Raw genomic sequence first — 17,122 nt, 5'->3', positions numbered from 1 at the left:
CCCGCACGCGCGGGCACTAACGTGCCGCCTATGACGACTGCACTGATTACGGGCGCCACGGCGGGGATCGGGGCCGCCTTCGCACGGCGGCTCGCGGGTGACGGGCACAACCTGGTGCTGGTGGCCCGCGACACGGAGCGGCTGCGGGCCCAGGCCACGGAGCTGCACGACGGACACGGCATCGAGGCCGAGGTGCTGACGGCGGACCTGGCCACGGACGCCGGGATCGAGGCGGTCGAAGCGCGGCTGGCGAACCGCGTGAGCCCGGTCGACCTGCTGGTGAACAACGCCGGCTTCGGCAACAAGGGGCGTTATCTGGACGTCTCGATCACCGATGAGCTCACGATGCTGAAGGTCCACTGCGAGGCGGTGCTCCGTCTCACCTCGGCCGCTACGGGCCCGATGCGGGAGCGCGGCCGCGGCGGTGTGGTCAACGTGGCTTCCGTGGCGGCCTTCCTGCCGCGGGGCACCTACGGGGCGTCGAAGGCGTGGGTCGTCCAGTTCACCCAGGGCGCGGCGAAGGACCTGGCGGGTTCGGGGGTGCGGCTGATGGCCCTGTGCCCGGGCTTCGTGCGCACCGAGTTCCACCAGCGGGCCGGGATGGGGACGGGCAACATCCCGGACTGGATGTGGCTCGACGCGGACAAGCTGGTGTCCGCGGCCCTGACGGACCTGGCCCGGGGCAGGACGGTGTCGATCCCGGACCCGCGCTACAAGGCGCTGATGAGCCTGGTCAAGCTGACGCCCCGCAGCGTGCTCGGCGGCGTGACCTCACGCGCGGGCCGGACGTACGGCCCGAAGTAGACCGCCGCAGCGACACCGAGGCCCGGTGCCCCCGCGACGGGGGTACCGGGCCTCGGCGGCGTACGGGGCGTACTAGTGGGAGTGGCCGTGGCCGCCGTGACCGGCGTCGGCCTCTTCCTCGGCCGGCTTCTCGACGACCAGGGTCTCGGTCGTGAGCAGCAGCGACGCGATGGACGCGGCGTTCTCCAGGGCGGAGCGGGTGACCTTGACCGGGTCGATGACGCCGGCCTTCACCAGGTCGCCGTACTCGCCGGTCGCGGCGTTGAAGCCCTGGCCCTTGTCGAGCTCGGAGACCTTCGAGGTGATGACGTAGCCCTCGAGGCCCGCGTTCTCCGCGATCCAGCGGAGCGGCTCGACGGCGGCGCGGCGCACGACCGCGACACCGGTGGCCTCGTCGCCGGTCTTGCCGAGGTTGCCCTCGAGGACCTTGACGGCGTGGACCAGAGCGGAGCCACCACCGGAGACGATGCCCTCCTCGACCGCGGCGCGGGTCGCGGAGATGGCGTCCTCCAGACGGTGCTTCTTCTCCTTGAGCTCGACCTCGGTGGCAGCGCCGACGCGGATCACGCAGACACCGCCGGCCAGCTTCGCCAGGCGCTCCTGGAGCTTCTCGCGGTCCCAGTCGGAGTCCGTGGACTCGATCTCGGCCTTGATCTGGTTGACGCGGCCGGCGACCTCGTCGGACTTGCCGCCACCGTCGACGATGGTGGTGTCGTCCTTGGAGACGGTCACGCGGCGGGCGGTGCCCAGCACGTCCAGACCGGCCTGGTCGAGCTTGAGGCCGACCTCCTCGGCGATGACGGTCGCACCGGTGAGGGTGGCGATGTCGCCGAGCATGGCCTTGCGGCGGTCACCAAAGCCCGGGGCCTTCACCGCGACGGCGTTGAAGGTGCCACGGATCTTGTTGACGACCAGGGTCGACAGGGCCTCGCCCTCGACGTCCTCGGCGATGATCAGCAGCGGCTTGGAGGCACCGGCCTGGATGACCTTCTCCAGGAGCGGCAGCAGCTCCTGGATCGAGCCGATCTTGCCCTGGTGGATCAGGATGTACGGGTCGTCGAGGACGGCCTCCATACGCTCCTGGTCGGTCACCATGTAGGGGGACAGGTAGCCCTTGTCGAAGGCCATGCCCTCGGTGAACTCGAGGTCCAGACCGAAGGTGTTGGACTCCTCGACGGTGATGACACCGTCCTTGCCGACCTTGTCCATCGCGTCCGCGATGAGCTCGCCGACCTGCGGGTCCTGCGCGGAGAGCGCGGCCACGGCGGCGATGTCGGCCTTGTCGTCGATCGGGCGGGCGGTCGCGAGGAGGTCCTCGGACACGGCCTTCACGGCGGCGTCGATGCCCTTCTTCAGGGCGGCCGGGGACGCGCCCGCGGCGACGTTGCGCAGGCCTTCGCGGACGAGGGCCTGGGCGAGCACGGTGGCGGTGGTGGTGCCGTCACCCGCTACGTCGTTGGTCTTGGTCGCCACCTCCTTCACCAGCTGCGCACCGAGGTTCTCGTACGGGTCGTCGAGCTCGACCTCGCGCGCGATGGTGACACCGTCGTTGGTGATGGTGGGGGCGCCGAACTTCTTGTCGATGACGACGTTGCGGCCCTTCGGGCCGATCGTCACCTTCACCGTGTCGGCAAGCTTGTTGACGCCGCGCTCAAGGGCGCGACGGGCGTCCTCGTCGAACTTCAGAATCTTCGCCATGGGCTGTTTTCTTCCCTCTCAAAACGAACTGCGCCCCTCGCCGCCCGGCTAGTCATCTCGCAGGGGGCCAGGGGCGCAGAACAGAAGCAAACGTGGGTGAACTACTTCTCGACGATCGCGAGGACGTCGCGGGCCGAGAGGACGAGGTACTCCTCGCCGTTGTACTTCACCTCGGTGCCGCCGTACTTGCTGTACAGCACGACATCGCCGGTCTTGACGTCGAGCGGCAGGCGCTCGCCGTTCTCGAAGCGGCCCGGGCCCACGGCCAGGACGACGCCCTCCTGGGGCTTCTCCTTGGCGGTGTCCGGAATGACCAGGCCGGAAGCCGTGGTCTGCTCGGCGTCGAGCGGCTGGACCACAATGCGGTCCTCGAGCGGCTTGATCGCAACCTTGGAGCTGGTGGTCGACACGATCCGGTCTCCCCCTTCGGAGATCTCACGGGGTTTAACAGTCTGTGGGGTGGCGACCAGGTGGATCCGTCGTCGCGGGTGCCGGACCTGCCCTGTCGCGCGGTTGTGCTGGCACTCTCCATCGGGGAGTGCCAGCACTGAGACTATGACCGCGATTAGCACTCGGTCAAGCGGAGTGCCAATTCACCACCCACGCGTGGCGCCGCGGGACCGGCGTACGACCGGGACAACGCGGAAGACCGCCACGTCGTTCCACCACCGGACGGCCGGGCGCGCCGCCACGCCCCCGTCAGACGTAGTCCTCCAGCCTGGCCACCGCGTAGCCCTTGTCCGTGACCGTCTTCATGACGCGCCGGACCATGTCGGCCATCGATCCCTCCCAGTCCTCGTCGCCCCGGAAGTGGGTGAGGATGATGTCCCCGGGGTGCAGGTCCCGGTCCCACTCGCGCCACTCCATGTGGTCGGGGAACGCCTCGGCGGCCCACAGGGGTACGGCCTTGATGCCGCAGGACTTCGCGACGCGCAGGGTGTCGCCGTTGTAGTTGCCGTACGGCGGCCGGAAGAGGGTGGGCCGCTTCCCGAAGTACTTCTCGATCTTGTCCTGCTCCCCGCAGATCTCCTGGCGCTGCTCGGCTTTCGAAAGCCCCGGGAGGTAGCGGTGGTTGAGCGTGTGGTTGCTGAGGGTGACCCCTCTGGCCTGCATGTCCTTGAAGTAGCCGTAGTCGTCGCTCACCACGTAGTCGCTGAGGAAGGCGCTGTACGGGATCTTCAGTTCCGTCATCATCCGCAGCAGTTCGGGGTCCTTCTCCGCCCCGTCGTCCATCGTCAGGAAGACGACCCGCTCCTTGGTGGGCACGGTGGTGAAGACCGGTGGCAGCGCCTCCCCGCCCTCCACCTCGAACCCCTCGCGGGTGGTGATGCGCGGCTTCACGGCGGGTGGCGCGGGAGGGGCGAGCGGGACCTTCGCCAGGCCCCACTTCTTCGCCACGGCCACGCGGGCGGCCAGTTCCCGCTTCAGCCGCTCGGCTTCGGCCCTGGCCTCGGCCGCGGCAGCGGCGGGTCCCGCCGGCGCGGCGGCGGCTCCCGGCTGTCCGGCGGCCTGCCCGCCCCGGCCGGGGGCCCCTTCGTCCGTACCGTCGGCGCAGCCGGCGGCGGCGGCGCCGATCAGCAGGGCGGCCAGGGCCGCGCAGATCCTTTTACGGCGCTTCGTGACTGATTTTTCTTTTTGTCGTACTAGCTGCATGGCGCCGCATCCTGCCACCGGGACACCGGCCGCCCACCGCGACACCTCCGGGGGATCAGCCGGGTCCCCCGGCTGGCTCACAATGGACAGGTGAACGCCCTTCCCCCTGCCGGTCAGGCCGGCCCGGCCGACCCGCTCGCCGCCTTCGCCGCCCTGCGTACCCCCGAGGGCACGGCACTCCTGGACGAGCTGCGCGACCACGACCCCGCCCAGGAGCTGGCGACCGCCACCCGGCTGCGCCGCACCCACCCCGCCGCACTGGTGTCGGCGGCACTCGGCCAGGCACGGCTGCGGCAGCGCGCGGTGGCGAAGTTCGGGGAGGCGGACGCGTACCGCATGTTCTTCACCCCGAACGGAGTGGAGCAGGCGACCCGCACCTCGGTCGCCGGCTACCGCGCCGGGCGGTTCGCGGAGCTCGGCGTACGCAGCGTGGCTGACCTGTGCTGCGGCATCGGCGGCGACGCGATCGCCCTGGCCCGGGCAGGCATCTCGGTCCTGGCCGTGGACCGGGATCCGCTCACGGCGCACGTCGCCCGTGCCAACGCCGAGGCGCTCGGGCTGCAGGACCTCGTCGAGGTGCGGTGCGCCGACGTCACCGAGATCGACACCTCCCCCTACGACGCGGTCTTCGTCGACCCGGCACGGCGCGGCGGGCGGGGCAGGATCTTCGACCCGGAGGCCTACTCACCGCCGCTCTCCTGGGCGACGGACGCCGCGCTGAAGGCCCCCCGCGCGGCACTGAAGATCGCCCCCGGGGTCCCGCACGAGGCGATCGGCCCACAGGCCGAGGCCGAGTGGATCTCGGACGGCGGCGACGTGAAGGAGGCCGTGCTCTGGTTCGGCGAGGGCTTCACGCCGGGGACCTTCCGTGCCACGCTGCTCCCGTCGCGCACGACCCTCGCCTCCGAAGGCCCGCTCCCCGCCCCGCCGGTCGGGCCCGTCGGCCGGTATCTGCACGAGCCGGACGGCGCCGTCATCCGCGCCCATCTGGTGGCCCAGGTCGTCGAACGGTGCGGCGGCAGGCTGATCGACGAGACGATCGCGTACGTCACGAGTGACACGCCGTACGCGTCCGAGGCCACGGCCGCGTACGAGATCACCGATGAGCTGCCCTTCAACATGAAGAAGCTGAAAGCCCTGCTGAGGGAGCGCCAGGTCGGTGTCCTGACCGTCAAGAAGCGCGGCTCGGCGGTCGAACCGGAGGAGCTGCGCCGGAAGATGAAGCTCCAGGGGCCGCATGCGGCCACCGTCTTCCTGACCCGGGTGGCCGGAGCCCCGACGATGCTGATCGGCCGGCCGGTGAAGCGTCCCTGACCACCACGCTGACCGGCCGGCCGGTGAAGCGTCCTGCCCGGCAAGGCGGCCGGTGAGGCGTCCTCGGTCAGCCGGCCACGCCGGCCGGCGGTTCCGCCCTCGCCCCAGGACCGGCGGTGCGGTGCCGCAGCCGTCAGGTCAGCGGGTACGACGCCCGGCCGGACGCCTCGTCGATCTCGTCGTGCGCCTTGGTGAGCAGCTTCATCGCCAGTTCGTTGAGCGCGCGGGCTCCGGCGATCTCCTCGCCCACCCGTGGCTGCTCCGCGTCGGAGGGGTGGCGGCTGGCGTACCCGTGGGCCCGCACCTCGGTCCCGTCACTCAGCCGCACCATCGCGGCCGCGCGGGTCCGGTGGGTGTCTTCCTCGAACTCCAGCTCGATGTGCCAGCCGACCGTGGTCTCCATCATGTTCGGTCACCTCCCGGGACTCCTGCTTCCAGGGTGCGCCCGATCCCCCGCCCCCGCACGGCGTGCGGCACCGCGCGGCTCAGGCGTCCCGCAGGGCCTGGACGCCTGCTTCCGCATCCCCGTCATCGCCTTCATCACGCGGTCGGCCCTGGCCCGGTCGGGACCGGGGGACGTCGTCCGCTGTGCAAGGCAGACCGGGCCCTCGCCCGGAACTCGCCCGGACACGCTCGGCCCGTCAGCCGGCCGCCGGACCCAGCGACTCGAACCGCCACCGGTGCACGGGGCGGCTGATCAGCCCCGCGTCCGGCTCCGGCAGCTCCGGCAGCTCCTCGTCGTACGCCGCGTCCCACCAGGTCAGTACGAGCACCCGGTCCTGCGGGGCGCGCAGCAGTTCGTCGCGCAGCGGCTCCCGGGCCAGCTCGGCCGTCCGGGCCCTGGCCCACTCCAGCAGCTCCGCGCCCCGGCCCTCCACCGCACGGGCCTCCCACATCAGGGCGACGGTCATGAGTAGAGGTTGTCCTTGCTGATCTCGTGCACGTGGTCGTGACCGTGGCTGTGTCCGCCCGCGCCCGGGACATGGGTCTCCGTGACCGGCAGCGAGGAGTCCGCCGAGAGGTCCAGGTCCGATACCGGGCGGTTGCGCGCCACCATCTCGGCGCCCAGCGCCGCGACCATGGCCCCGTTGTCGGTGCACAGCCCCGGCCGGGGCACCCGCAGCCTGATCCCGGCCTTCTCGCACCGTTCCTGTGCGAGCGCCCGCAGCCGCGAGTTGGCGGCGACGCCGCCGCCGATCATCAGGTGGTCGACGCCCTCGTCCTTGCAGGCCCGGACCGCCTTGCGAGTGAGGACGTCCACCACGGCCTCCTGGAAGGACGCCGCCACGTCTCTGACGGGCACCTCCTCGCCGGCCGCGCGCTTCGCCTCGATCCAGCGCGCCACGGACGTCTTCAGGCCCGAGAACGAGAAGTCGTACGCGGGGTCGCGCGAGCCGCTCAGCCCACGCGGGAAGGCGATCGCCTTCGGGTCGCCCTCCCGCGCCAGCCGGTCGATGACCGGACCGCCCGGGAAGCCGAGGTCCAGAACCCGGGCGATCTTGTCGAAGGCCTCGCCCGCCGCGTCGTCGATGGTCGCGCCGAGCGGCCTCACGTCGTTGGTGATGTCGGGGGCCAGCAGCAGCGAGGAGTGCCCGCCGCTCACCAGCAGTGCCATCGTCGGCTCGGGCAGCGGGCCGTGCTCCAGCTGGTCGACGCAGATGTGCGAGGCCAGGTGGTTCACCCCGTACAGCGGCTTGTTCAGCGCGTACGCGTAGGCCTTGGCGGCCGAGACACCGACGAGCAGCGCTCCGGCGAGCCCGGGACCGGCCGTGACCGCGATGCCGTCGAGGTCGCGGGCGCTGATCCCGGCGTCCTTCAGGGCGCGCTCGATGGTGGGGACCATCGACTCCAGGTGGGCCCGGGAGGCGATCTCAGGGACCACACCGCCGAAGCGGGCGTGTGTGTCCACACTGGACGCGACGGCGTCGGCGAGGAGCGTCGTGCCGCGCACGATGCCGACGCCGGTCTCGTCGCAGGAGGTCTCGATACCGAGTACGAGCGGTTCGTCAGCCATCAGTCTGTCTCTGTTCCTTGTACGGTCAGGCGCATGACGAGTGCGTCGATGTTCCCCGGCTGGTAGTAGCCCCGGCGGAAGCCGATGGGTTCGAAGCCGAAGCGTTCGTAGAGCTTCTGCGCACGGGTGTTGTCGACACGGACCTCCAGGAGCACCGCGGTGCACTCGAAGGCGGTGGCGTGCCGGAGCAGGTCGGTCAGGAGTTCGGAGCCGAGTCCGCCGCCCCACTGACCGCGGCTGACCGCGATCGTCTGGACGTCGGCGAGGTCCCCGGCCGACGCGAGGCCCGCGTAGCCGACGATCCGGCCGTCGGCGGGGTCCTCGGCCACGACATAGCGGTGAGTGGCACGCGGCCCGCGGGCACGGGCCAGTTCGGACCAGAACATCCCCGCCGACCAGGCGTCGTCGGGGAACAGCTCGTGTTCCAGCTCCAGCACCGGTGCGATGTCCCACCAGCGCATCTCGCGGAGCACAGCGGTCGCGGTGGTCACTTGGGCGTGACCACCTTGTAGTTCTTGGGGACCTGGGCGTCGGGCCTGCGCAGGTAGAGCGGCTGCGGTGGCGGCAGGGCGGCACCGGTGGCCAGGCGCTCGGCGGCCAGGGCCGCGAGCGCTCCGGCGGAGACGTGCTCCGGGCCACGGGCGTCCGGGAACGCCTCCGGGTAGAGCAGCGCCCCGGCGCCGGCGACGGGCAGGCCGGCGAGCCGGTCCGCGATGTCGGCGGGGCGGTCGACGGAGGGCTCTCCGTCCCGGGTCCGGAAGTCCTCGTACCGGGCCCAGTAGACCTCCTTGCGGCGCGCGTCCGTCGCGACGGCGAAGGGGCCTTCGAGGCCGTCCCGTCCGGCGGCGTACGCGAGGGCGTCCAGCGTGCACAGGCCGTGCACCGGCACGGACAGGGCGGAGCCGAAGGTCGCCGCGGTGACCAGGCCGACGCGCAGCCCGGTGTACGGGCCGGGGCCGACCCCGACGACCACGTCGGTCACGGCGTCGAGCTTCACCCCGGCCTCGGCGAGGACCCGGTCGACGGCGGGAAGCAGCAGCTCCCCGTGCCTCCGGGCATCGACCTGCCCGGTCTCGGCGACGACGGAGGTCCCGTCGTGAAGGGCGACGGTGACGGCGGGGGTGGCGGTATCCATGGCGAGCAGCAGCACGCAAACAGCCTACGGCTCCGTCGACTCGGCCATGGCAGCCCGTGGAGCGTCCTGGTCTCACCTGTAGCTGCTGGTACCGTCGCCGGGTATACGCGTGTACGACCTAAATGCTTGTACGACATGCGCCGGACGGCATGCGAAAGGGGACCTCACGGTGGCAAGGGGCAGCTCGGGATTGGTGGCCGGGCTCACCGCCGCGGCGGTGGCCGTGGTCTGTTTCCTCGCCTACCAGGCGTCGGCGAACGCGCCCGACTCGGTCGCGGCTCCTTCGGCCTCCGAGTCGTCGGGCCCTTCCGCCCGCCCCTCGGAGAAGCCCGCCCCCTCGAAGGACCCGCTCGCGGTACCGGAGGACTCCGACACGGGAACCCGCGTCGTGTACGGGCTGAAGGACCGCCGTGTGTGGATCGTGGACGACAAGGAGAAGGTGCTCCGGACGTTCACCGTCATGCCGAGCTCCGTGGACCCGCTGCCCGGCGTGTACGGGGTGACCTCGCGCTCCGGCACCATCAAGGGCTCCGACGGCGTTCTGATCGAGCACGTGGTGCGCTTCACGAACGTCGGCGACGTCTCCGTGGGCTTCAGCGCCGCGCAGGACGGCTCGATGAAGAGCCCCGACCCCACCAGGAAGACCGGCGGCGTACGCATGAAGCGGGCCGACGGCAACGCGCTGTGGACGTTCGCCACGGTCGGCGTGAAGGTCGTCGTCGTCCCGTAGCCCACCCGGGCGGACGCCGTGGCGGCCCGTCGCCGTGTGTCCGTGGGGCGGCCCGGCCGCGCGCTCCGGCCCCGGAGGTCAGGCCGCGTCGCGTCCCGCGGCCGGCCCCGTCTCCCCGGTGCCGTCGTCGTCCGCCTGTTCGTCGCGCGGGGGCGTCGACACCGCTGTCGCGGCCGCGCAGGAGGCCAGCAGGTCCTTCATCGACACCGCGGACACCGACGGCTGCTCCGCCTGCGACTGCGGGTGCACTTCACGCTCGGGTGCCGGCATGGATGCCTCCTCGGGCTTCGGCGGGAGACATGGTTAGGTAGACCTAACCAGTCCCTCCACCCATGTGACCACGACGGACCTCCCCCGCGCAACATTTTACCGACGCCCCGTCGGAAAGCGTCGGGGCGTACGGGACCGGACCCGCCTCGCGGGGCCCGGCCGGCCGCACACTCTCAGAGCACCGCCAGCTCCGCGGCCAGCCCGGCCCAGCGCGCGCCGATCCCCACCAGGGTCACCGCGCGGCGCTCGTCGTCCGTGTCCCCCACCGCACGGTCGATCACCACCCGCAGCCGGTCCTCCGACAGCTCCTCGACCTTGCCGTCGCCCCACTCCACGACGATCACCGACTCCGGCAGGGACACGTCCAGGTCGAGGTCCTCCATCTCGTCGAGGCCGCCGCCCAGGCGGTACGCGTCGACGTGGACCAGGGCGGGACCCGCGCCGAGCGGCGGATGGACCCGGGCGATCACGAAGGTGGGCGAGGTGACGGCACCCCGCACCCCGAGGCCCTCACCCAGGCCGCGGGTCAGGGTGGTCTTGCCCGCACCGAGCTCGCCGGTGAGCATGACCAGGTCACCGGGGGCCAGCACACCGGCGATCCGGCGGCCCAGCTCCTTCATCTCTTCGGGGGACTCGACCGCGACGTCCAGGGTGACGGTGCCCGGCGCGGCGGTCTCGGCCACCGGGCGGTTGCGCGCTGCTTCCATGCCGACCAACGGTAGAGGATCAGCGCGCCTCGGCCGGAACGGCTCCGATCCGCACCAGAAGGTCCGCGAGCCGGTCGGTGACGGTCTCCGGGTGCTCCAGCATCACCAGGTGACCGGCGTCCGGCACGATGACCAGCTCGGCGTCCGGAAGTTCGTCCGCGATGGCCTCGCTGTGCGAGCTGGGCGTCACGAGGTCCTTGTCCCCGGCCAGGATGAGCACCGGGATGTCACGGAAGGCGGGCAGAGCACCGCTCTTGTCGTGCTCGGTGAAGGCCGGGTAGAACTCGGCGACCACGTCGATCGGGGTCGACTCGATGAGCCGCTCCGCGAACCGCGCGACCGCCGGGTCCACGTCCCGCGAGCCGAAGGAATACCGCTTGATCAGCCCCGCGAACAGGTCGGCGGTCGCCCGCCGCCCACGCTCCACCAGCTCCGCCTGCGAGCCGAGCGCCCTCAGCACCCCGGGCAGCACCCGGCGCACCGCGTTGACGCCCGCCACCGGAAGCCCGAAGTTCACCTCGCCGAGCTTGCCGCTCGACGTCCCGACGAACGCGACCGCGGCCACCCGGTCGCGGATCAGCTCCGGATACCGGTCGGCGAGGGCCATCATCGTCATGCCGCCCATGGAGTGCCCCACCAGCACCAGCGGCCCCTCGGGGGCCGCCGCGTCCAGGACCGCCTTGAGGTCGCGGCCGAGCTGGTCGATGCCGACCGCCACCCCCTCGGTCTGCGCCCTGCCCCGCTCGGAGCGGCCGTGGCTGCGCTGGTCCCAGTAGACCGTGCGGACCAGCCCGCGCAGCGCCGCCCGCTGGAAGTGCCAGGAGTCCTGGCCGAGGCAGTAGCCGTGGCTGAAGACGACGGTCAGGGGCGCGGGGTCCTTGCTGCCGAAGAGCCTGCGTCGGCGTCCTCCGGAGCCCGCGGGGGCACTCGCACCGGCGCCCTTGCCCGCACGGCTCGTCCCGCCGTCCGGCTCGGTCTCGTCGACCTCGTAGTACAGCTCGGTGCCGTCGTCGGCGACCGCCCGGCCGGGCAGCCCGCGCAGCGACCCGTAGGGCCCGGAGGCGTCCAGAGCGAGGCGCGCCTTCTTGCGCATGCCCCGGCCCACGGTGAGCCGCTCGACGGCGACGCCCGCGGCCGCGCCCGCGGCGATGACGCCTATCGCCGCACCGGCGACGCCCGCCCGGCGCCAGCCGGCCGCCGCGACGGCCGCCGTCGCCACCACGTCCTCCGCGCTGGTCTCGCTCACCGTGCCGCGCTCCTTCGTCGTCGTTGTCGTCGTCGTCGTCGTCGGGCCATGATCCCTGCCGGAGGGCGATCAGTCCCGGCGGGAGTCCTCATGGAGATGGACGCGGGGGACGCGTGCGCCGATGCGCGTGACGATCTCGTACGCGATCGTGTCCGCCGCCCGCGCCCAGTCCTCCGCACTCGGCTCGCCCCGGTCCCCCGGCCCGAACAGCACCGCCTCCGCGCCCGCCTCCAGGGTGTCGCCCCCGAGGTCGACCACGAACTGGTCCATCGCGACCCGGCCCGCGATCGTGCGTACGGCGCCTCCGACGAGGACGGGGCCCCGCCCCGACGCGTGGCGCGGAACGCCGTCCGCGTAGCCGACCGGCACCAGGGCGAGCGTCGTCTCGGCGGAGGTCGTGTAGTGATGCCCATAGCTGATGCCGTGCCCCGGGGGCACCTGCTTGACCAGCGCCACGGACGCCGCGAGCGTCATGACCGGTCGCAGGCCGAAGTCGGCCGGGGTGCCCAGCTCGGGGCTGGGCGAGATGCCGTACATCGCGATCCCGGTGCGCACGAGGTCGAAGTGGGACTCGGGCACCGTGAGCGTCGCCGGGGAGTTGGCGATGTGCCGCACCTCGGGCCGGACGCCCTCCTTCTCGGCGTACGCCACCAGGTCGCGGAACACGTTCAGCTGGGCGGCGATCGACGGATGGCCGGGTTCGTCGGCACACGCGAAGTGCGACCAGAGACCCGTGACGCGCAGGACGCCCGCGTCCTCGGCGGCGCGGGCCGCCGCGACCAGTTCCGGCCAGTCCGCCGGCTGGCAGCCGTTGCGCCCGAGGCCCGTGTCCGCCTTGAGCTGGACCCTGGCCGGGATCCCGGCCTCGGTGGCGGCCGCGACGACCTCGTCGAGAGCCCACATCCCGCTCACCGAGACGTCGATGTCCGCCTCGACCGCCGCGCGCCAGGGGCCCCCGGGCGTCCACAGCCAGCACATCAGCCGGCCGCCGATACCGGCGGCGCGCAGCGCGAGCGCCTCCTGCGGCGTGGCGGTGCCCAGCCAGGCCGCCCCGGCCTCCCGTGCCGCCCGGGCGCAGGGCACCGCTCCGTGGCCGTACGCGTCGGACTTCACCACGGCCATGAGCTGTGCCCCGGACGCCCGCGCACGCAGGGCGCGCACATTGGCGCGCAACGCGGCGAGGTCGATCTCGGCACGTGCTCTCAGGGTCGCTGTCTCGTTCATCGCGCCCAGTCTCTCAGAGCCGTACGCCTGTGCCCTCGACCTCCTGTGCCCGGTGAGGCGGTCAGCGGTGGTCGAGGGCGTGCTCCAGATGCTCGACGAGTACCGGGACATGGCTGGCCGGGACGTCCTTCACGGCCGTGACGAGCGTGACGGCGCCGCCCTCGCGCAGCAGGGCCAGCAGTCCCTGGACGGCCTCGGTGTGGGCGGCGTCGCCGAGCTCGGTGCGGTAGCGGTCCACGAAATCGTCGTACCGGTCACCCGTGCGGTCCTCGTGGTACCAGGTGCGGAGTTCGTCCGAGGGCGTCACGTCCTTGGCCCACAGGCCGATCGCCGCGTGCTCCTTGGAGACTCCGCGCGGCCAGAGCCGGTCGACCAGGACCCGGGTGCCGTCGTCGTCCTCCGGCGGGTCGTACACCCTGCGTACGCGTATGCCGCTGCCGCTGCCCACGACCGATCACCGTCCGTCCCTGTCGCTCCGGCCCGGACCGCTCGCGGGCCTTCGTCCCAGCGTGGATCAGGCCCGCACGTCCCGCCAGGCCGCGGGCAGGGCGTGCGCGACGTCCTGCGCGGACACCGGTGCCCCGTCGGACGCGCGGCGCGCCGCGAGACCGTGCAGATAGGCGCCCACCGACGCGGCGTCGCGCGGTGCGAGGCCCGCCGCCAGCAGCGAACCGGTCAGCCCCGACAGCACGTCACCACTGCCGGCCGTGGCCAGCCAGGAGGTGCCGGTCGGGTTGACCCGCACCGGCGCGTCCGCGGCGTCCGCCACGAGGGTCGTCGAACCCTTCAGCAGCACCGTGGCGCGGTACCGCGCGGCCAGTTCCCGTACAGCGGCGAGCCGGCCCGCCTCGACCTCCTCGCGCGGTACGCCGAGCAGCGCGGCGGCCTCGCCGGCGTGCGGGGTGAGGACGGTCGCGGCGGTCCGGGAGCGCACTGCCCCCTCGTCCATCAGCCGCAGCCCGTCCGCGTCGACCAGCACCGGGACGTCCGCGGCCAGCACGTCGGCCACCGACCCGGCCGCCGCCGAGGAGTCGCCGAGCCCCGGACCGACCACCCAGGCCTGCACCCGTCCCGCCTTCGACGGCGGGCCGGGGTGCACCAGCGTCTCCGGGAAGCGGGCGATCACCGCCCCGGCCCCCGGGCCCGCGTACCGCACGGCCCCCGCGCCGCCGTGCAGCGCCCCGGCGACCGCGAGCACGGCCGCGCCCGGGTACCGCTCCGAGCCGGCGGCCACGCCGACGACCCCGCGGCGGTACTTGTCGCTCTCGGCGTCGGGCTCGGGCAGCAGGGCGGCGACATCGGCGTACTGGAGTGCCTCCAGGTCCGGACGCGCGGGCAGATGCGCGGTGAGGCCGATGTCGACGAGCCGGAGCGCGCCCGCGTGCTCGGCCGCCGGGTCGATGAGCAGCCCCGGCTTGTACGTACCGAAGGTGACGGTCGCGTCCGCCCGCACGGCCGCACCGAGCACCTGCCCGGTGTCCGCCTCGACCCCGCTCGGCAGGTCCACCGCCAGCACCGGTGCGTGGCCCGCGGAGACCGTGCGGACCAGTTCGGCCGCTTCCGGGCGCAGACCGCCGCGCCCGCCGATCCCGGTGATGCCGTCGACGACGAGGTCGACGGGGCCCAGCCCGTCGGGGGTGTCCAGGACCTGCCCACCCGCCGCGAGGAGGGCCGCCAGGCCGCCCCGGTGGACCTTGTCCGGTGAGGTCAGCAGGGCCCGTACACCGGCGCCGCGCCGGGCCAGCCGGGCTCCCGCGTGGAGCGTGTCACCGCCGTTGTCACCGCTGCCGACGAGGAGCAGGACCCGGGAGCCGTAGACCCGTCCGTTGCGCCGGAGCAGATCACCGCAGGCCACCGCGAGCCCGGCTGCGGCGCGCTGCATCAGCGCGCCCTCCGGGAGCCGTGCCATGAGCGCCTTCTCGGCGGTCCTTACGGTCTCGACGCTGTAGGCATGTCGCATACCTCAACCCTCCGCGATCACCACGGCCGACGCCACCCCCGCGTCGTGGCTGAGCGACACGTGCCAGCTGCGTACGCCGAGTTCGGCCGCCCGCGCCGCCACGGTGCCGCGCACCTCGAGCCGGGGCCTGCCGCTCTCCTCGACGCACACCTCGGCGTCGGTCCAGAGGAGCCCGCCCGGTGCGCCCAGCGCCTTGGCCAGGGCCTCCTTCGCGGCGAACCTGGCCGCCAGCGAGGCGATCCCCCGCCGTTCCCCGCCGGGGAGCAGCAACTCCCTCTCCAGGAAGAGCCGTTCGGCCAGCTGCGGGGTACGCCCCAGCGCGGCGCCGAAGCGTTCGATCTCCGCCACATCGATCCCGACCCCAATGATCACGCGCTCACTCACTCACTCGACTGTCACGGACTTCGCCAGGTTGCGCGGCTGGTCCACCTCGTTGCCCCGGGCGGTCGCCAGCTCGCAGGCGAACACCTGCAACGGCACCGTGGCGACCAGTGGCTGAAGCAGCGTAGGCGTAGCCGGGATCCTGATGAGGTGATCGGCGTACGGGACGACCTCCTCGTCGCCCTCCTCCGCGATGACGACGGTACGGGCGCCGCGCGCCCTGATCTCCTGGATGTTCGACACGATCTTGTCGTGCAGCACCGAACGGCCGCGCGGGGACGGCACGACCACGACGACGGGCAGGCCCTCCTCGATGAGCGCGATCGGCCCGTGCTTGAGCTCCCCGGCGGCGAAGCCCTCGGCGTGCATGTAGGCGAGCTCCTTGAGCTTCAGCGCGCCCTCCATGGCCACGGGGTAGCCCACGTGACGGCCCACGAAGAGCACGGTGTCGTGGCCGGACAGCGAGCGGGCCAGCTCGCGCACCGGCTCCATCGTCCCCAGCACGCGTTCGACGGCTCCGGACATCTCGGAGAGCTGGCGCACGACGGTGCGGATCTCGTCGCCCCATTTGGTGCCGCGGACCTGTCCCAGGTACAGAGCGACGAGGTAGCAGGCGACGAGCTGCGTCAGGAACGCCTTGGTGGAGGCGACGGCGACCTCCGGACCCGCGTGCGTGTAGAGGACGGCGTCCGACTCCCTGGGGATGGTCGAACCGTTCGTGTTGCAGATGGCGAGGACCTTCGCCCCCTGCTCACGGGCGTGCCGGAGGGCCATCAGCGTGTCCATCGTCTCGCCCGACTGGGAGATGGCGACGACGAGGGTGCGCTGGTCCAGGATCGGATCGCGGTAGCGGAACTCGCTGGCGAGCTCGGTCTCGCAGGGCAGCCTCGTCCAGTGCTCGATGGCGTACTTGGCGATCATCCCGGCGTGGAAGGCGGTACCGCAGGCGATGATGACGACCTTGTCGACCTCGCGGAGCACACCCGGCGGGATGCGCACCTCGTCGAGGTGGAGCGTGCCCGATCCGTCGACCCGGCCGAGCAGGGTGTCGGCGACGGCCTTGGGCTGGTCGGCGATCTCCTTCAGCATGAAGGAGGCGTAGCCGCCCTTCTCTGCGGCCGAGGCGTCCCAGTCCACGTGGTACTCGCTCACGTCGGCGGGCCGGCCGTCGAAGCCGGTGACCGTCACCCCGTCCCGCCGCAGCTCGACCACCTGGTCCTGGCCCAGTTCGATCGCGTCCCTGGTGTGGGCGATGAAGGCGGCCACGTCGGAGGCGAGGAACATCTCGCCCTCCCCCACCCCGACGACGAGCGGCGAGTTCCGCCGGGCCCCGACCACCGCGTCGGGCTCGTCGGCGTGCGCCGCGACCAGGGTGAAAGCGCCCTCCAGCCGCCGGCACACCTCCCGCATGGCCTCCGCAAGATCGCCCCCGGAGGAGTACGCCTCGGCGAGCAGATGGGCGACCACCTCGGTGTCGGTCTCGGAGGCGAGGTCATGGCCCCGGCCGGCCAGCTCCTCGCGCAGTGCCGCGAAGTTCTCGATGATCCCGTTGTGCACGACGGCGACCCGGCCCGCGTTGTCGAGATGCGGGTGGGCGTTGGCATCGGTGGGACCGCCGTGCGTGGCCCAACGGGTGTGCCCGATGCCGGTGTTCCCGGCCGGCAGCGGCCGGTCCTTGAGCTCCTTCTCCAGGTTGAGGAGCTTCCCCGCCTTCTTCGCGGAGGCCAGCCCTCCGTCCGCGAGGACGGCGACCCCCGCGGAGTCGTACCCCCGGTACTCCAGCCGCTTCAGCCCCGCGACAACGACATCCTGCGCCGACTGCGCCCCGACGTAACCCACGATTCCGCACATATCGGCACCATAAGGCCGCATGGAGGCGGGGGACAGTAGTGGCGGTCCGCACGCGGGCGATGTTGGTCGCACCTGGCCTTGCGCACACAGTCACCTACGCGGCACCGAACCCACGAGCCGGGCGCCGGGACGTGC

19 protein-coding genes are annotated in these 17,122 nt (G+C 72.4%); 3 read left to right on the top strand and 16 right to left on the bottom strand.

What is annotated here, in order from left to right; all coding sequences use genetic code 11:
* Nucleotides 1–30 precede the first annotated feature (30 nt).
* Complete coding sequence (locus ACIRJR_RS06760; RefSeq protein WP_403774822.1) at nt 31–804, top strand: SDR family NAD(P)-dependent oxidoreductase; 774 nt, start codon at nt 31–33, stop codon at nt 802–804.
* A 72-nt stretch (nt 805–876) separates the two neighbouring features.
* On the opposite strand, the gene groL is transcribed toward ACIRJR_RS06760, so the two are convergent.
* From groL to ACIRJR_RS06745, 3 genes are all read right to left on the bottom strand, one after another.
* Entirely contained in the window at nt 877–2,502 is a 1,626-nt protein-coding gene (gene groL, locus ACIRJR_RS06755) for a chaperonin GroEL (protein WP_403774819.1), read from the bottom strand.
* A gap of 101 nt (nt 2,503–2,603) precedes the next feature.
* Nucleotides 2,604–2,912, bottom strand: coding sequence for a co-chaperone GroES (gene groES, locus ACIRJR_RS06750; RefSeq protein ID WP_003966899.1), 309 nt, complete (start codon nt 2,910–2,912; stop codon nt 2,604–2,606).
* A gap of 289 nt (nt 2,913–3,201) precedes the next feature.
* Nucleotides 3,202–4,155 (bottom strand): polysaccharide deacetylase family protein, encoded by a 954-nt coding sequence (locus tag ACIRJR_RS06745; RefSeq protein WP_403774816.1) that lies wholly within the window; start codon nt 4,153–4,155, stop codon nt 3,202–3,204.
* A gap of 90 nt (nt 4,156–4,245) precedes the next feature.
* Here ACIRJR_RS06745 and ACIRJR_RS06740 point away from each other — a divergent pair, with 90 nt between their 5' ends.
* Entirely contained in the window at nt 4,246–5,469 is a 1,224-nt protein-coding gene (locus tag ACIRJR_RS06740; protein WP_403774813.1) for a methyltransferase domain-containing protein, read from the top strand.
* A gap of 133 nt (nt 5,470–5,602) precedes the next feature.
* On the opposite strand, the gene ACIRJR_RS06735 is transcribed toward ACIRJR_RS06740, so the two are convergent.
* The 5 genes from ACIRJR_RS06735 to tsaB all read right to left on the bottom strand — a co-directional run bounded on the left by ACIRJR_RS06735 (nt 5,603) and on the right by tsaB (nt 8,618).
* Nucleotides 5,603–5,875 carry a DUF1876 domain-containing protein gene (locus ACIRJR_RS06735; protein WP_403774810.1) on the bottom strand — a complete coding sequence of 91 codons (273 nt, stop codon included), beginning with the start codon at nt 5,873–5,875 and terminating at the stop codon, nt 5,603–5,605.
* A gap of 235 nt (nt 5,876–6,110) precedes the next feature.
* Nucleotides 6,111–6,380 carry a hypothetical protein gene (locus tag ACIRJR_RS06730; RefSeq protein ID WP_403774807.1) on the bottom strand — a complete coding sequence of 90 codons (270 nt, stop codon included), beginning with the start codon at nt 6,378–6,380 and terminating at the stop codon, nt 6,111–6,113.
* Nucleotides 6,377–7,483, bottom strand: a complete 1,107-nt coding sequence (tsaD, locus tag ACIRJR_RS06725; protein ID WP_403774803.1) for a tRNA (adenosine(37)-N6)-threonylcarbamoyltransferase complex transferase subunit TsaD — start codon at nt 7,481–7,483, stop codon at nt 6,377–6,379. Before tsaD ends, ACIRJR_RS06730 begins: the two co-directional genes overlap by 4 nt.
* Nucleotides 7,483–7,974, bottom strand: coding sequence for a ribosomal protein S18-alanine N-acetyltransferase (gene rimI, locus ACIRJR_RS06720; RefSeq protein ID WP_033297630.1), 492 nt, complete (start codon nt 7,972–7,974; stop codon nt 7,483–7,485). Before rimI ends, tsaD begins: the two co-directional genes overlap by 1 nt.
* Nucleotides 7,971–8,618 (bottom strand): tRNA (adenosine(37)-N6)-threonylcarbamoyltransferase complex dimerization subunit type 1 TsaB, encoded by a 648-nt coding sequence (gene tsaB, locus ACIRJR_RS06715; protein WP_403776383.1) that lies wholly within the window; start codon nt 8,616–8,618, stop codon nt 7,971–7,973. The genes rimI and tsaB overlap by 4 nt, the downstream gene beginning before the upstream one ends.
* A gap of 169 nt (nt 8,619–8,787) precedes the next feature.
* On the opposite strand from tsaB, the gene ACIRJR_RS06710 reads away from it, so the two are divergent.
* On the top strand, nt 8,788–9,348 hold the full coding sequence (locus ACIRJR_RS06710) for a hypothetical protein (protein WP_403774800.1): 561 nt from the start codon (nt 8,788–8,790) through the stop codon (nt 9,346–9,348).
* 78 nt (nt 9,349–9,426) lie between these two features.
* On the opposite strand, the gene ACIRJR_RS06705 is transcribed toward ACIRJR_RS06710, so the two are convergent.
* From ACIRJR_RS06705 to glmS, 8 genes are all read right to left on the bottom strand, one after another.
* Nucleotides 9,427–9,618 carry a hypothetical protein gene (locus ACIRJR_RS06705; protein ID WP_403774797.1) on the bottom strand — a complete coding sequence of 64 codons (192 nt, stop codon included), beginning with the start codon at nt 9,616–9,618 and terminating at the stop codon, nt 9,427–9,429.
* Nucleotides 9,619–9,791: 173 nt separating this feature from the next.
* A complete protein-coding gene (gene tsaE, locus ACIRJR_RS06700) occupies nt 9,792–10,325 on the bottom strand; it encodes a tRNA (adenosine(37)-N6)-threonylcarbamoyltransferase complex ATPase subunit type 1 TsaE (RefSeq protein ID WP_403774794.1) in 534 nt (177 codons plus the stop codon).
* Between the two features lie 19 nt (nt 10,326–10,344).
* Entirely contained in the window at nt 10,345–11,571 is a 1,227-nt protein-coding gene (locus ACIRJR_RS06695) for an alpha/beta fold hydrolase (RefSeq protein WP_403774791.1), read from the bottom strand.
* Nucleotides 11,572–11,640: 69 nt separating this feature from the next.
* Nucleotides 11,641–12,795 carry an alanine racemase gene (gene alr, locus ACIRJR_RS06690; RefSeq protein ID WP_403774788.1) on the bottom strand — a complete coding sequence of 385 codons (1,155 nt, stop codon included), beginning with the start codon at nt 12,793–12,795 and terminating at the stop codon, nt 11,641–11,643.
* Between the two features lie 61 nt (nt 12,796–12,856).
* Nucleotides 12,857–13,243 carry a DUF488 domain-containing protein gene (locus ACIRJR_RS06685; RefSeq protein ID WP_403774785.1) on the bottom strand — a complete coding sequence of 129 codons (387 nt, stop codon included), beginning with the start codon at nt 13,241–13,243 and terminating at the stop codon, nt 12,857–12,859.
* A gap of 66 nt (nt 13,244–13,309) precedes the next feature.
* The gene (locus tag ACIRJR_RS06680; RefSeq protein ID WP_403774782.1) at nt 13,310–14,755 is read right to left on the bottom strand and encodes an NAD(P)H-hydrate dehydratase; all 1,446 of its coding nucleotides are present in this window, start codon (nt 14,753–14,755) and stop codon (nt 13,310–13,312) included.
* A gap of 3 nt (nt 14,756–14,758) precedes the next feature.
* A complete protein-coding gene (locus ACIRJR_RS06675; RefSeq protein ID WP_327122262.1) occupies nt 14,759–15,127 on the bottom strand; it encodes a holo-ACP synthase in 369 nt (122 codons plus the stop codon).
* A 12-nt stretch (nt 15,128–15,139) separates the two neighbouring features.
* Complete coding sequence (glmS, locus tag ACIRJR_RS06670; RefSeq protein WP_403774779.1) at nt 15,140–16,987, bottom strand: glutamine--fructose-6-phosphate transaminase (isomerizing); 1,848 nt, start codon at nt 16,985–16,987, stop codon at nt 15,140–15,142.
* Nucleotides 16,988–17,122 lie beyond the last annotated feature (135 nt).

Source organism: Streptomyces sp. NPDC102402, from assembly GCF_044765765.1.
In the GTDB taxonomy this organism is placed as follows: Bacteria; Actinomycetota; Actinomycetes; order Streptomycetales; family Streptomycetaceae; genus Streptomyces.
This window is presented reverse-complemented; position numbering and strand designations above follow the sequence as displayed.

Coding starts and splice junctions, on each gene's coding strand:
- ACIRJR_RS06760 (WP_403774822.1), top strand. CDS start 31: ATGACGACTGCACTGATTACGGGCGCCACGGCGGGGATCGGGGCCGCC.
- groL (WP_403774819.1), bottom strand. CDS start 2,502: ATGGCGAAGATTCTGAAGTTCGACGAGGACGCCCGTCGCGCCCTTGAG.
- ACIRJR_RS06745 (WP_403774816.1), bottom strand. CDS start 4,155: ATGCAGCTAGTACGACAAAAAGAAAAATCAGTCACGAAGCGCCGTAAA.
- ACIRJR_RS06735 (WP_403774810.1), bottom strand. CDS start 5,875: ATGATGGAGACCACGGTCGGCTGGCACATCGAGCTGGAGTTCGAGGAA.
- ACIRJR_RS06730 (WP_403774807.1), bottom strand. CDS start 6,380: ATGACCGTCGCCCTGATGTGGGAGGCCCGTGCGGTGGAGGGCCGGGGC.
- tsaD (WP_403774803.1), bottom strand. CDS start 7,483: ATGGCTGACGAACCGCTCGTACTCGGTATCGAGACCTCCTGCGACGAG.
- tsaB (WP_403776383.1), bottom strand. CDS start 8,618: ATGGATACCGCCACCCCCGCCGTCACCGTCGCCCTTCACGACGGGACC.
- ACIRJR_RS06705 (WP_403774797.1), bottom strand. CDS start 9,618: ATGCCGGCACCCGAGCGTGAAGTGCACCCGCAGTCGCAGGCGGAGCAG.
- tsaE (WP_403774794.1), bottom strand. CDS start 10,325: ATGGAAGCAGCGCGCAACCGCCCGGTGGCCGAGACCGCCGCGCCGGGC.
- alr (WP_403774788.1), bottom strand. CDS start 12,795: ATGAACGAGACAGCGACCCTGAGAGCACGTGCCGAGATCGACCTCGCC.
- ACIRJR_RS06680 (WP_403774782.1), bottom strand. CDS start 14,755: ATGCGACATGCCTACAGCGTCGAGACCGTAAGGACCGCCGAGAAGGCG.
- glmS (WP_403774779.1), bottom strand. CDS start 16,987: ATGTGCGGAATCGTGGGTTACGTCGGGGCGCAGTCGGCGCAGGATGTC.